General features: G+C 44.4%; 13 protein-coding genes and 1 other annotated feature. Of the genes, 7 read left to right on the top strand and 6 right to left on the bottom strand.

Features of this window, described 5'->3' with window-relative positions:
- Positions 1-18 precede the first annotated feature (18 nt).
- Both gntK and V7728_RS01715 read right to left on the bottom strand, forming a co-directional pair.
- Positions 19-1,563 (bottom strand): gluconokinase, encoded by a 1,545-nt coding sequence (gene gntK / locus V7728_RS01720; protein WP_007407372.1) that lies wholly within the window; start codon positions 1,561-1,563, stop codon positions 19-21.
- 172 nt (positions 1,564-1,735) lie between these two features.
- Positions 1,736-2,593, bottom strand: a complete 858-nt coding sequence (locus V7728_RS01715) for a MurR/RpiR family transcriptional regulator (RefSeq protein WP_025285307.1) — start codon at positions 2,591-2,593, stop codon at positions 1,736-1,738.
- 74 nt (positions 2,594-2,667) lie between these two features.
- On the opposite strand from V7728_RS01715, the gene V7728_RS01710 reads away from it, so the two are divergent.
- The 4 genes from V7728_RS01710 to V7728_RS01695 all read left to right on the top strand — a co-directional run bounded on the left by V7728_RS01710 (position 2,668) and on the right by V7728_RS01695 (position 5,691).
- The gene (locus V7728_RS01710) at positions 2,668-3,021 is read left to right on the top strand and encodes a hypothetical protein (RefSeq protein WP_145956852.1); all 354 of its coding nucleotides are present in this window, start codon (positions 2,668-2,670) and stop codon (positions 3,019-3,021) included.
- A gap of 74 nt (positions 3,022-3,095) precedes the next feature.
- Complete coding sequence (locus tag V7728_RS01705; protein WP_025285306.1) at positions 3,096-3,983, top strand: Cof-type HAD-IIB family hydrolase; 888 nt, start codon at positions 3,096-3,098, stop codon at positions 3,981-3,983.
- Positions 3,980-4,648 (top strand): YczE/YyaS/YitT family protein, encoded by a 669-nt coding sequence (locus V7728_RS01700; RefSeq protein ID WP_072589591.1) that lies wholly within the window; start codon positions 3,980-3,982, stop codon positions 4,646-4,648. Before V7728_RS01705 ends, V7728_RS01700 begins: the two co-directional genes overlap by 4 nt.
- A gap of 68 nt (positions 4,649-4,716) precedes the next feature.
- Positions 4,717-5,691: a LacI family DNA-binding transcriptional regulator gene (locus tag V7728_RS01695; RefSeq protein ID WP_099567104.1), complete on the top strand. Its 975-nt coding sequence runs from the start codon at positions 4,717-4,719 to the stop codon at positions 5,689-5,691.
- Positions 5,692-5,720: 29 nt separating this feature from the next.
- On the opposite strand, the gene V7728_RS01690 is transcribed toward V7728_RS01695, so the two are convergent.
- Positions 5,721-7,028: an N-acetylglucosamine-6-phosphate deacetylase gene (locus tag V7728_RS01690; protein ID WP_099567103.1), complete on the bottom strand. Its 1,308-nt coding sequence runs from the start codon at positions 7,026-7,028 to the stop codon at positions 5,721-5,723.
- Positions 7,029-7,708: 680 nt separating this feature from the next.
- Positions 7,709-7,948, top strand: a binding site (T-box leader).
- Positions 7,949-8,009: 61 nt separating this feature from the next.
- On the opposite strand from V7728_RS01690, the gene V7728_RS01685 reads away from it, so the two are divergent.
- Positions 8,010-9,350, top strand: coding sequence for an amino acid permease (locus V7728_RS01685; RefSeq protein ID WP_025285304.1), 1,341 nt, complete (start codon positions 8,010-8,012; stop codon positions 9,348-9,350).
- A 34-nt stretch (positions 9,351-9,384) separates the two neighbouring features.
- Here V7728_RS01685 and V7728_RS01680 read toward each other — a convergent pair whose 3' ends face one another.
- Positions 9,385-10,302, bottom strand: a complete 918-nt coding sequence (locus V7728_RS01680; protein WP_025285302.1) for a DMT family transporter — start codon at positions 10,300-10,302, stop codon at positions 9,385-9,387.
- 97 nt (positions 10,303-10,399) lie between these two features.
- Between V7728_RS01680 and V7728_RS01675 the strand changes: the two genes are divergently transcribed.
- A complete protein-coding gene (locus V7728_RS01675) occupies positions 10,400-11,278 on the top strand; it encodes a LysR family transcriptional regulator (protein WP_099567102.1) in 879 nt (292 codons plus the stop codon).
- Positions 11,279-11,309: 31 nt separating this feature from the next.
- Here the strand turns inward: V7728_RS01675 and V7728_RS01670 are convergent, their stop codons facing one another.
- Positions 11,310-11,717, bottom strand: coding sequence for a hypothetical protein (locus V7728_RS01670; protein ID WP_335371327.1), 408 nt, complete (start codon positions 11,715-11,717; stop codon positions 11,310-11,312).
- Positions 11,718-11,992: 275 nt separating this feature from the next.
- Between V7728_RS01670 and V7728_RS01665 the strand changes: the two genes are divergently transcribed.
- On the top strand, positions 11,993-13,000 hold the full coding sequence (locus V7728_RS01665; protein ID WP_007409952.1) for an LLM class flavin-dependent oxidoreductase: 1,008 nt from the start codon (positions 11,993-11,995) through the stop codon (positions 12,998-13,000).
- A 35-nt stretch (positions 13,001-13,035) separates the two neighbouring features.
- Here the strand turns inward: V7728_RS01665 and V7728_RS01660 are convergent, their stop codons facing one another.
- Positions 13,036-14,124, bottom strand: coding sequence for a GntR family transcriptional regulator (locus V7728_RS01660; protein ID WP_007409953.1), 1,089 nt, complete (start codon positions 14,122-14,124; stop codon positions 13,036-13,038).
- Positions 14,125-14,377 lie beyond the last annotated feature (253 nt).

The raw sequence follows: 14,377 nt of genomic DNA, 5'->3' as shown, positions 1-14,377 counted from the left end.
CACCCTTTCAAAGAAGAATTAACGGCTTTGTTTGAGCTGAAATTCACTGATGACGTCAAATTCATCTTTGAGCTTGTCATACAGCCGCTCGTATAAGTAAAACAGCTCAATATATGTTTCGCTGTTTTTGACGTTCGGTTCATGGCGGTGAGAAATTCTGATCCAGTCCTGAACATCCTCGATCCGTTCCATTTCGCCAAGGCTGTGCAAAGCGAGAACGGCCGCTCCGAGCGCCGAGGCTTCGTAACTTTCCGGAACGAGGACTTCCCGTCCCATCGTATCGGACAAAATCTGCCTCCACAGCGGCGATCTCGCAAATCCTCCCGAAGCCCGCACGTCTTTTGCGGGGCCCGCCAAATCTCTCAGTGCGACACCGATTGAAAAGACGCTCATGATGACGCCTTCCAGCACCGCTCTGATAAAATGCTCCCGTTTATGGCGGAGGCTGATGCCGAAAAACGTTCCGCGGGCATTCGGATTCCAAAACGGCGCGCGCTCCCCTGATAAAAACGGCAGAAACAGCAATCCCTCAGAGCCTGCGGGCACTTTATCAGCGATATCAATCATTAAATCATACGGATCAATGCCGAGCCGCTTCGCCGTTTCGACTTCCGGAGAAGCGAATTCGTCTCGAAGCCAGCGCAGCATAATGCCTCCGTTATTCGTCGGGCCTCCGATGACCCAATGCTTGTCAGTCAGCGCGTAACAGAATGTCCGCGCTTTTTCATCCGTAATCGGCGCATCCGTCACCGAACGCACGGCTCCGCTTGTTCCGATCGTAACGGCCACTTCGCCTTTGCCGATCGCGCCGACTCCAAGGTTGGCGAGCACGCCGTCATTTGCGCCGATAATAAACGGTGTATCCGCATGAATGCCCATCCGTGCAGCGATTTCCGGCGCAAGGCCGCGCAGCTGATGAGTGGTCGGCACGATGTCCGACAGCTGATCTTCCCGGATTCCGGCAATCCGGAGCGCTTCTTCATCCCAGGAAAGCGTATCTAAACGGAACAGCCCTGTTGCCGAAGCGATCGAATAATCGACGACATAAGTCCCGAAAAACTCGTGCAGAATATATTCTTTAATACTGATGAATTTGGCGGTTTTCGCGAATGTCTCCTTGTCCTGTTCTTTCATCCACACAATTTTGGAAAGCGGAGACATCGGGTGAATCGGCGTACCCGTTCTTTTATAAATATCAAAACCGTTCATCTCTTTTAAAATCCGTTTTGATTGCTCGGCGCTGCGGTTGTCCGCCCAAATGATGCTTTTGGTCAGCAGGCCGCCGTTTTGATCGACAGCTATCAATGAGTGCATGGCGGTGCTGATGCCGATTGCAAGCAGATTGTCAGGGCTCAGTCCGGCCTTTGTGACGGCGCCCCTGATGCTTCCGATAACCGCTTCCAGAATGTGCTCAGGATCCTGCTCGGCCCATGCCGGCTTTGGCTGTATTAAATCATAGTGAACCGAATGCTTGGCTAATACTTTGCCTCTTGGTCCGAACAGAACGGCTTTCGTACTGGTCGTGCCGATATCCAGACCGATAACAGCTTGGGTTTCCTTCATAATATATCCCGCCTAATCTGATTGAATAATAAGATAGATTAATAATGTATGCCCTTACAAAGTCAATTATAGGAATAATTTTTTTATAAATCAACGATGAAGAAGAAAATTTTTTTCATAAAATTGCCTCAATTCCCGCTGTATCGGCATTCTCTCTTTTGAAAAATAAATATTACAAACGTTTGTGCGCGATCATTTTTCTGATTTGCTGCAAGTTGGCGAGCGTTTTCTCCTGCCGCAGCCGGGCCGTGGCGAAATACAGTGTATCAATGACCGACAGCTGGGCAAGCCTTGCGGACATTGCTTCCGTTCTGAAAGCCGTCTCCCTTGTTGATGTATACAGCACCACGTCGGAAATCTGGGTGAGCGGCGACTTTTGGTAGCTTGTAATGCCGATCGTGCCGGCGCCGAGCGATTTGGCCGTTTTCACCGCGTCGAGCACGTCCTTGTTGCTTCCCGAATGAGAAATGCCGATGACTGCGCTTTCGGGACCGAGAAGACCCGCTGACATCGCCTGAAAGTGAGAATCCGTGTGCGCGATGCAATTTATACCCGTACGCATAAATTTATGATATGCGTCAGTGGCGATCAGCCCGGAACCGCCGTTTCCGTAAAATTCAATTCTGTCCGCGCGGTGGATCATTTCTACCGCTTTTTCAACGTCGGCCGGATCTAATAAATGAAAGGTATCGGTCAGACCGGAAATGTTTGTGCGGAAAACTTTCCGGATGATGACTTCGATATCGTCGTCGGGGTTCATTTCTTCATGAATGTGCTGCACCGGCTCCTGAACGATCTCCTGAGCAAGCGCGATTTTTAAATCCTGATAGCCGGAAAAACCGAGCCGTTTGCACAGCCTGAAAATCGTCGCTTCAGAGCTTTTCGTTTTTTCCGCCAGCTGAATGATGGAAAGGTGAATCACGTCTTTCGGTTCCTTCACGATATGGTCTGCAATCGCTCTTAATTTTGGCGACAAACCTTTGCTGGCCGCCTGAATCTTCCCGATGCTGCTTGAATTCACAGGGGTCATGCTATAACCTCCCTACTCGAATGTAAACGCATACTTTTATGATAAAGCAAGTTCTGGCATAAGGGAATCAGGTTTTGCTTTCTTTACCGCAAATGAAAGAAAAGAGACAAGTATATCGGGGACACCGCCTCAATGACACTTCATACATCCGATTTTCACAAAAAGTGATCGTTCTCTGGAAAGTGCCGGTGCCCAAGTCGCCGGCCATAAGTCAAACTCATGATGGAAAGCTGTCCTGCTACAGTCCGGTTTCTAGTGAGTTGCCAGCGCTTGAAATTCCAGATGAATTTCTTCAAATTAGTGTTCCGCCATTAGCAGTCAGTTCTTTATTAACTGGATTGAGCAAAAGAGAAGGATCATTAAGCAGGAGAACACTTGAGAAGCACAGGTCTAATCAGCTTCTGGAGAAAAACTTCAAATTAATATAATAATCTAATTGCTCTGAAACGCGTACCATACATTATACTTTCAATGATTTTTAAACTCTGAGGAGGAAATTCACATGAAAGTAATTGCAATTGACTTAGATGGCACGCTGTTATCAGAGAACTTAACTATCCAAGAACAAGATGTAAGAGCTTTAAAGCTTGGACAAAAACAAGGTCATCTTGTAACAATCGCTACAGGGAGAGCTTTATTTGATGCAAAACACATCATCAATAAATATGATTTGGATTTTCCGATTATTGCTTCAAACGGCGCTCAAATTGATGTGGGAAATCAGGTAATATTCGAACATTTTATGGATTCAGATGTAATCCAACCTATCATAACATGGTTAAATAAAGAGGAAATCTATTATCAGCTTTACTTATCTGACAAAATTGTCGTATCAAATCAAGGAATTCAGCAGCTTGAAAAAGAACTTTACAATACGGTAATGGAAGAACCTCATTTTAATCAAGAAGTATTTTGGAGTTCTATTAAAGCTCAAATCCATCAATACGGGTTAGAGGAAATACCGGGTACAATTGACCCTATCGATTATCGGTATGTCATAAAATGTATGATCGTTTCGCCAAACCAAAGAAAATTAAAAAAAGCTAAAGAATATTTTGGACAACTGAAGGAGTGTGCCGTAACGAGTTCAGGAGCATTCAATCTTGAAATCACAAGTGCAGGAGTAGATAAAGGAGCGTCATTAAATAAACTTTGTGAACATTATGGAACGGATGCGCGGAATGCAATCGCAATAGGTGATAATTTAAATGATCTGCCTATGTTTCATGCAGCAGGAATAGGGATAGCCATGGGAAATGCAGATAAGAAGCTTATTCAATTGGCTGCTTTTAAAACGTTATCGAATGATGAGTGTGGTGTATCTTATGCTTTTGATCATTACATTCTGACGAAAGAAGAAGACCCTAAACCGCGGAGTATACAGCCATGAGCCATTTTGTGAAAAGGTGTTTAATCTATATTGTCGGATTGTTTATTTTATCCGTGGGGGTTGTATGTATGATTAAATCTAATACCGGAATTGCCCCCTGGGATGCTCTAAACGTGGCTTTATCAGAACTCATTGGCCTTACAATCGGGTCATGGGTTTTCATTGTCGGAGGAATCCTTATCTTTATAAACAGCCTCATAAAAATGCGGTTTCCTAATCTAGCCGGTTTTATTCCGATTTTTATTATTGGAAGTTTTGTTGACCTTTTAAACCTAAAGGTTCTTTCGTTCTTAAAAACAGATGCTGTCATTCTTCAATGGAGTTTATTTTTGATAGGGTTGTGTATATTGGCTATGGGAATCGCTATTTATTTAAGAGCATCTTTTCCTTCGATACCGAATGATGAATTAATGTTGGCTATTACTGAACGCACAGGTTGGGGTATTAATATTACAAAGACGATAGGGGAAGCTTTAGCTTTTGTGCTTGCAATCATTCTTCAGGGGCCGATTGGGATAGGGACCATCATTGTGTTGCTATGTCTGGGGATATTAGTAGGTTTATTTGACAAACTATTACACAAGATGGGGAAGCCTCGTTCTATTTATAGTGTGGGACAGGAAGGCGCACATATTCATGCAGGCCATGATAAAACAATTCATTAAATGCTTATTTTCCCTTGTGTTGTTCAGTGTAAAATCCTGATAACGCTGTCTAAGAAGGAGTAACAGTAATGACAAACATTACAGAGATAGCAAAGAAAGCGAACGTTTCTCGGACAACAGTTTCCAGAGTTCTCAACAATCATCCTTATGTAAAACCTGAGAAGCGGGACGCTGTGTTAAAAGCTATGAAGGAATTAAATTATGTACCAAATTTCAACGCGATTAACCTATTCAGGGGGAAGACAAATGTATTCGGAGTCATTGTTCCTAAAATCAACCATCCGTTTTTCAGTAAACTGATTGCCGGAATAGGCGAAGAGTGTAATAAACATAATTACAGTTTACTTGTGCACCAATCAAATAACGATCCTGAACAAGAAATGGAGTTTTTTAACAGATTGAAATACAAACTGATTGACGGTCTTATTTTGGGATCCTGTGTAAGCCCCCCTCACGTACTCGACGAGATATCTGAGTTTGGCAATATTGTTTCCTGTGAAGCTTCTGCAAGCAAACAGGTTGCACATATATTTATTAATCATGAGTCAGGAATTAAAATGGCAATTGATCATCTGCGAAATCGAGGACATCAATCCATTGGTCTGTGTATAGGAAATCCTAAGAGCGGTGTTGGCATAAGCAGAAAAAAATCATTTTTTCACTTTCAAAATGAATACGGATTGAAATGGAGTGATAATTGGTACTTTGAGGAACAGTACACTATTGAGAATGGTATAGAAATAGCAAAATTATTGCTAAATAAGTCACCTCGTCCTGCGGCAATGGTTGTAGGAAGTGATTATGTTGCGGCGGGGATCATTTATGAAGCGAAAAGACAGGGAATACGAATACCTGAAGAACTGGCGGTTATAGGATTTGATAATCAGCCGATATCTAAGGTAATAGAACTTTCAACGATACATCAACCTATTAAAGAGTTGGGACAAACAGCAGCAAATTTATTATATAACTTAATGAATAACAAAGATGTCTCCAATATAAATAAGTTGAACCTAAAACTTATTAAAAGAAAGTCAACTTAAAAAGACCACTTTATGGTGGTCTTTTTTGCTTAGCGCAGAATCAGTTCTGGGGCAGGCGCTTTGAAATGAGTTCTTTTTTTCGTTTCATCTATAAAACTGAAGGGCTTCAAGGAAAGGTTTTCAAGTTCATTTAGGAAGTGACAAGCTTTTAATGGTACAAATGATGTCATATTCCATACAACTTTCTCATTAAAACCTATAGCACGAATATTATGCATAAGCCGATCAATTGTGTAAGACCCTGCTGCTACATACCCTTTTCCTTGATACCACAGATTATTCCCTTCAATTTTCTCCAGTGATTGGCCGCACATGGAATCTGTGTCAATGCGATCTGTCATTGCTATAATACCCTTAGAGCCAACAAGTTCTACAACCCGCCGTGCAACTTCTAAGTCTACATGTTCACTATTAAAATTCATACAAATGGTTAATAGACCTTCTTTCGCGGCTCTCATCAAAGTACCGGGAACTTCTCCGACAAGTGTGTTTATATTATCTATGTTCCATTTATCTAACCGAGCATCTTTTAACCCCTCTAATCTATGTACTCTTTCTTGGGGTGTTCTCCAGGTGTGTTTAAAATTGTTCGGCATATCATTAAACAAATGATCTGTTAAAACGGCATCTGATCCAGTGTAATTGCTGCGTTTTTGCGCTGTATCTATAACTTTCATTATAAGTTCAGAGGTTTCCTCCGGGTATGCTTTTTGGAAGTGACCCAGCGCCGGTTTTACTCCAGCCTCCACAAGTGTATCTACAATCCATTCTAAACTCGGATGTTCTTCGGTGATATATTTCTTTAGATAGGAGTTTTCAGTCATAGCATCTGGGGACAGTACAGTATAAATAAGACCGTATTCTCCGCAAGAAGCGATCTTTTCCCATTCTTCTTTTAAGGGTGCCCAATTCCCTTTTTCCGGTGTGCCTACAAAGCTGGCCAATAATGGTCCTTCTAGTGAAATACCTAAAATATTACGGTAACGTCCCTTTCTCTTTTGTGTATGGAACTCTTTCATAAAGGCTGCAAATTGATCTAATTGATTATGAGGAAGAAAAATAGAGGGTACACAGAAAATCCCTTCTATTTCAGCTAGTGTATTGATCTTTTCAATATCTAATTGATCTAAATTGCTAAAATCATAGTGACCGATTCCATGACAATGAAATTCTACTGGAAGAGATGGAACTAAATAAGAACCTGATCTCTTAAAAATTCCTTCTCCTCCAATGTCGAAGTTCAGCCATTCGTTATCACTATAAGTTATATCAGCGATTTTCATTACTCCATTTGTTTCAAGGTAAGCTGGGCTATTAAATGATGTGCTAGACTGCATAGGAAACGCCTCCTGGAAATGTTTATTTAGTATTCAGTGAAGACACATCATCATCTTAAAGTATGAAACCCGTACCATATCAACCTTTTATTATCAATTTTTGTAAAAATATAGGTTTTTTATTCAACTTTCTACACCTGATGTTGCTCGTTATTGTTATTTGTATCCTGAAAATCTCCTTTAAACACTCAAAAACACTAGCTGTAACGCCACAAATGCTTCTATACTGTTTCGTGTTACGCCAACTAGTGTTCTCCACGAGTTTAATTTGTGGAATTGGTTTCATGTCAATAGCTTTAATAAATGGAATATGACTTCCGGGTATAGAACCTTGTGGAGTCATTGGAGTTGAACGATTAGAAATGATATGCAGTTACTAAGCTGGGATACCAGCATAAGAGTAAAACCTTTCATATTTCTGCTAACTTTTTGCCGCTCAGTCCATATATCGTAGAAAACCTTTCGTCGGAATTTCTGTTTGAACAATATACATAAAGTGCTGATTACGCTATATTAGGGGCCGGCTCACCCCGCATATGAATATAAACATGGTCAGTCAAAATGTCTTAAATAGGTGATAAGAAAACCAGCGGAAAAAATTAGTATTGACTTTGAAAATAGAAGACTGTATATTATGTTACTATATTCAGAAAATAAAAACTCAAGAGATTCATTTAACATAAAACACTGTGAACGGGAGCAGTAAAAGAATCCAGTCAGAAAAAGAGAGCCGCGGGTTGGTGCAACGCGGACTGATTGTTCTTTGAACTCGCCCGGAAGTGGCAGGGCGGAACGGAATTATCGGAATATTCCCTATGTCCTAACGGCTGACCTTCGTTAAAAGGTTTTTAAGCTGGATTCCGGATATTCGGGATCAACAAGAGTGGTACCGCGGCTGCCTGAGGCACGCCGTCTCTTTTCCCAAAGAGGCGGCGTGCTTTTTTATGTGATGAACACTTTTTGCGAGAGGGCGTGTGATAGATGGAAAAGGACAAGCAAACGTTAAAACGGACGATGTCGTCCAGACACATTATGATGATGGCGCTTGGAGGCGCAATCGGGGCCGGGCTCTTTAAAGGCAGCAGCACGGCGATTGATGAAGCGGGGCCGTCCGTGCTGCTGGCCTACCTCCTCGGCGGAATCATTCTGCTGTTTATTATGCAGGGGCTGGCCGAAATGGCTGTCAGAAACAAACATGCAAGGACGTTCCGTGATTTGGTTCAGCAGTCTCTCGGGTCGTACGCTGCATACTTTTTAGACTGGATCTATTGGAAAATGTGGGTGCTCAATATTGCCGCTGAGGCGGTCGTAGCCGCCATTTTCATTCAATATTGGCTGCCGGAATGTCCGATATGGATATTGGCTTTGATCATTTCCATTGTGGTGACGGTCGTAAACATGCTTTCTGTGAAACTGTTTGCCGAGACGGAGTACTGGCTCGCGCTCATTAAAATTACAGTGATTGTCATCTTTATTTTATGCGGGATTCTGCTATTATTTTTCTCATTCGGCAATCACACGGCGCCGGGGCTGTCTCATTTAACGGATCACGGAGGGTTTTTCCCGCATGGAGCGGGGGGTGTCATTACGGCGATGCTCGTCGTGATCTACTCATACGGCGGAACGGAAATCATCGGCGTCACGCTGGCGGAGACAAAAAACCCCGAAAAGGTGATCCCGAAAGCTGTCCGAAGCACGTTAACGCGGATTGTCGCTTTTTACTTGCTGCCGTTTTTCATCATCGTCAGCCTGATTCCTTGGAATCAAGTCAACAGCGTTCCCGAAAGCCCGTTTGTCATAGTATTTAAGATGATCGGAATTCCGGGTGCCGACCATATTATGAATGCCGTCATTCTTCTTGCGATTATCTCGTCTATGAACTCGGGACTGTACGGATCATCCCGCGTCTTGTTTACGCAGGCTTCTGACGGCCGGCTGCCGAAAATCTTTTCAAAACTATCGAAGAAAAAGGTTCCCGTCTATGCGATTCTGACTTGTACGTCATTTTTATATGTAGGCGTCCTGATTTCTTTATTCGCAGGAAGCCAGACGTTTAATTATTTGATGGGTTCCCTTGGCTATACCGTGCTGTTCATCTGGCTGATTATCGGATTCGCCCATTTGAAATCAAGAAAACATTCAACAAAACAGCCGGCTTATTACGTCAAATGGTTCCCGTACACGACATGGTTTGCGGTGCTTGCGCTTTTGGCCATCCTGATCGGCGTAATTGCGACGACATCCATCGTCATCACATGCATCACTGCGGCCATCTATCTCCTCATTACGGCTGCGTATCTCGTGAAAGGGAGACGTCAATAAATAAAAAAACTCTTGCCCCGCGGCAAGAGTTTTTTTAATGAACGGCCTTTTTTTCTGCGGCCAGAGCAGGTGTTTTCAGTTTCTTCGGTGTTATATTCACAAAACAAATGCTTGTGACGATCAGAAGCAGTCCGGCTAAAAGGCTGACGGTCAGCGGCTCATGCAGGAATATCGAGCTGACGGTAATGGATATGAGCGGGATCAGGAAGGTGTAAGAGGCAACCTTGCTTGCTTCCCCTGAACCGACAAGCGTAAAAAAGGCGAGCCAGCCGAGCGCGATAACAAAAACTGAAATGAACAGAAGGCTGAGAATGAACGGAGCTTTCCATTGAATCGCTGAAAAGCTTTCTGAAAAATGGCCGGAGCTGACAAGCAGCAAGCCGCCGATCAGAAGCTGCAGAGCGACCATCCAGATAGAGTCCGCGCGTCCGCCCGTTCTTTTCACATATACCGTGCCGAGCGCCCAGCTGACCGCAGAGCCTAAGGCCAAAAGAATGCCGGCGATGGAAATATGGCCTCCGAAACCGGCTGCGCTGATGACGGCGACACCGGCAAAGCCCAGAATAAGACCGGCTATTTTTAAAGGATACATCGATTCCCCGAGCCACAGCCAAGAAAAAACGCCCATTAACACCGGCTGGAAAAACACGATGGCTGAAAATAAGCCGGCAGGCAGGTAATTCAAGCCGACCGTTTGCAGGCCGTAAAATAAAGTAATATTTAAAATGGCAGAAATAAGATAGATCGGCCACGTTTCTTTAAAACGCAGCTTTTTAAAACGGGGCAGCGCCACCATTAATAATAGAAGTCCGCCGATCAGCGTGCGGATTCCGGCAAACAGAAGAGGCGGCGAATAGGCAAGCGCGGCTTTTGTCAGCGGCCAGTTAATTCCCCACACCGTGACTAGAAACGCCAGCATAAGAGCCGTCTGTATTTTCGAAAGCTGTTTCACGTCGTTCACTCCTTGTAGAACAATTCCATCATATGATACGGTAATCAGTAAGATAAATAAAATGAATCTTTTTTATAAGGAGCATAAGTAAAACGTTATGACGATTACACAACTGCGGGTTTTTGTTCAAATCGCTGAAACGGGAAGCTTTACAAAAGCGGGGCAGGCGCTGAATATGACGCAGCCCGCTGTCAGCCATGCCATCTCTGCGCTTGAGTCAGAGCTCGGCATCAAGCTGATCATCCGCGAGCGCCGCAACGGCGTAAGGCTCACGGACACGGGCGGAAAAATTCTCGTCCATATCAGAGAGGTGCTCAAAGGCATAGAAAAAGCCGAGCAGCTGGCGGCCGCGGAAAGAGGGCTTGAACAGGGAACAATTCATATCGGCACATTTCCGGCCGCTTCCGCTTATTTCATTCCAAAGCTGATCAGCATGTTTAAAAAGCGGTATCCGAAGCTTGAATTGGTGCTTCATGAAGGAACGGTCAACGAAGTAAAGGAATGGCTCCGCTCCCGGGTAATAGACGCAGGTATTACTCTTTTTCCTACGGAAGACATGGAATATCTGCCGTTGAAAAAAGATAAAATGGCCGTCGTGCTTAGAAATGATCATCCGCTTTGCAGCTGTGAGTCAATCACTCTGAAAGACCTTGACTGCCAGCCGATGATCATCTGTGACGGAGGGTACGAATCACCGCTTATTGATATGTTTAGGGAGGCAGGATCTGTGCTGACTTCCGCATTCACTGTTTACAATGTCAATACGTCTATCAGCATGATCAAAGAAGGGCTGGGGATTGCGATATTATCACAAATGTCTATGTCGGGAATATCGCTGCCGGACAATGTCGTGACGAGAGACCTGAATCAGGCGGTGTACCGCGATGTTCTGCTTGCCGTTCCTTCCGTAAAGGAAGCTTCATTGGCGGCAAAACTTTTTATTCAAATCGCGCAGGAACTCACAAAGAATGAATAAAAAGACCCTAATCATCTTAGGGCCCTGAATCTTATCGGTTAATTTTAAAAGAGTTTGTCGTATTGACAAGTTTTGAACCGCTGAACGTGGCTTTGACACGATAATAACCTCTCTTGCATCCTTTTAAAGGGAATGACTTAGTTACGTGATATTTGAAAGTGAAGCTTGTCTTTTTGCAAGTCGTCCATTTCTTTCCTGACTTTCGCTGTAAGTATAGGTTTCCTTTAAAAGTTCGATCTGACGGATACGCTGTACTGAGAGTAAAATCGACACTTTTCGCTTTTTTCGTGTAGTAGGAGGCATCGGTAAATCCGCTTACATTTAAATGCTGCTGAGTGCCGGAGTAAAAGTCTGCGGCATATGCCTTATCGGTGTTTCCTGTAAAGAAGATTGCTGCCAGTAAAGCTGTTGTAAGTGCCATTAAGATTTTTTTACGCATATAGACTATGACTTCCTTCCTATTCAATATCATACATATCTTAACATTATTGGGTCTGTTCTTTCAACGATAGATTTTCATTTTTATAGGATGAAAAGCTCATCATATCTGAATGTAATAGATTCATTCATAAAGAGTTCACTAGTGACGACCGCTGACTGATTGTTCGAAGATCATCGAATCAAATTGTTTAACTCACGGGAAAAGCTGTGGTAAGGTGTGTGGTAGAGACCTTGTTTAAGATCTGCTTACACTAAACCGCAAAGGAGAAAACGATGGCTGAACATACATTGAAAGATACTGCGTTTTCCGTATTGAATTTATCGCCGGTCGTACAGGGGGGAACGGTTGCTGAATCGTTCCGCAACAGCATGGATTTAGCGCGCCGCGCCGAGGAGTGGGGCTATAACCGCTATTGGCTTGCGGAGCATCATAATATAGAAGGAGTTGCCAGCTCGGCAACGGCGGTGCTGATCGGCCACATCGCCGGAGGCACGAAAAAAATCCGCGTCGGTTCTGGGGGTATTATGCTGCCGAATCATTCTTCACTTGTGATCGCGGAGCAATTCGGAACCCTTGAAACGTTGTATCCGGGGCGGATTGACCTGGGGCTCGGACGCGCGCCGGGGACCGACCAATTAACGGCGAGAGCCTTACGAAGAAACATAAACAGCGGGGAAGATTTTCCAGAGCAGCTTGAAGAATTGAGAAATTACTTCAAACCGACAGGCAATGTGCGCAATCAAGTCCGCGCCATTCCGGGCGAAGGGCTGGACGTGCCGATCTGGCTTTTGGGCTCAAGCGGCTTCAGCGCGCGTCTTGCGGGAGAGCTCGGGCTTCCGTTCGCCTTTGCGGCTCACTTTTCACCGAAAAACACCGTGCCCGCCCTTGAGCTGTACCGCAGCTCCTTCCGTCCGTCAGACGTACTGGATCAACCGTACGCGATGGTCGGCGTCACCGTCATTGCCGCCGATACGGACGAAAAGGCGGAGCATCTGGCAACATCGCATTATCAAAGATTTTTAGACCTCGTCCGCGGCACGCCGAACCAGCTGAAGCCTCCTGTTGAAGACATGGATCAAATCTGGTCGCCGTATGAAAAAGCGATGGTCAATGAACAGCTCAGTTCAACGATCGTCGGCGGACCGGAGCGTGTGAAGGAAAAGCTGGAAAGCTTCATCCGGACAACACAGGCGGATGAAATCATGGTGAATTCAGAAAGCTTTGAGCATGCCGACAGAATGAGATCATTTGAGATCATCGCCGAATTAAAAAACAGCTGAGCAAAAAAAGCAATGTGCCGCGCACATTGCTTTTTTTATTCGCCGATCCGCTTGACTGAATTCCGGATGACGAGTTCCGGTTCATACACGACGTCATCCTTCTTCGGTTTTTTATGCTCTAAGCAGTCGATGACGTATTTTGCCGCCGCTTTCCCCATAATGGATTTCGGATGCTTGACAGAGGTGAGCTTCACCTCGGAAATCTGGGCGAAATGTGAATCGTCATAGCCCATGACCGATACGTCATCAGGCACCTTTAACCCAAATTCCCTGAGAAGATTAATCGTCTTCAGCGCAATTTCGTCATTGTAGCAAAGAATGGCCGTCGGGTGTGATCCGCTGTTTTGCTCAAGGGTATGCTTAATTTTTTGGAGAAGCACGGTTTCTTTTTCTTCAGTCGTGTAAGTGACGATCATGTCCGGAGACGGGAAAATCCCGCGCTCCCGATGCGCCTGCAGATAGCCGTTCATCCGTTTGACGCCCTGCGTGTCATCCGCTTTAAAGATTCCCATAATGTGCGTGTGGCCGAGGGACATGACGTATTCGCAAGCCATCATGCCGCCTTTGACATCATTGACGGAAAAGCTTGGTGCGGCCAGCTCCGCATAAGAGGCGTTAATCATGGCAAACGGAATGCCGTTTTTCTCCAGATTGAGATAGTAGCCGATGTTGGGCGTCTGCAGCGCGCTTTTCGTAGGCTCGACAATCAGCCCGTCTATATTTTTGGACAGCAGGTTTTCAAGACCGCGCCGCTCACTTTCTGTATTGTTGTTGGTGCTCGTCAGCAGCATGGAATAGCCCTGTTCGCTTAAATAAGATTCGATTCCCCTGATGATGCTCGGGAAAATATAGTCTGATATGTACGTTGTAATGACGCCGATCGTTTTGTTTGAATGCATGGCTGATTTCGCCGTGCGTGAAGCGACAAAGGTGCCTCCGCCCTGAACGCTGTACAGCAGCCCCTGCGAGACCAAATCTCCGATCGCCTTTCTGATGGTATGGCGGCTGACGCCGAACTGCTGCATCAGCTCATTTTCCGTAGGCAGCTTTTCGTCCGGCTGTATTTTTCCCTGATTCAGCCATGAACAAATTTCTTCTTTTACTTGAGCATATTTCGGTAGCATATCAATTCCTCCAAAATGTATACGGACAAATTCCAGTATAACATAGTAAGCCCTTTCATCAAGCTGTAAAAATAATTGACAGATTATGAAAAACTGCTTATTCTTTATTTGTACGTACTAATTTCCCTTATTTTTAGATAAAATTCTTTATAAGTACGTACAAATGTGGCGGTTCTGAAGAAAACAAAGCAACATCAAGCGCCGCACTCAGATTTGTAAGCGTTTTTATTCTATTATTCGCGGGAGGGTAAAA

The sequence above is a fragment of the Bacillus sp. JHAA genome, assembly GCF_036961585.1.
Taxonomy (GTDB): domain Bacteria; phylum Bacillota; class Bacilli; order Bacillales; family Bacillaceae; genus Bacillus; species Bacillus velezensis.
This window is presented reverse-complemented; position numbering and strand designations above follow the sequence as displayed.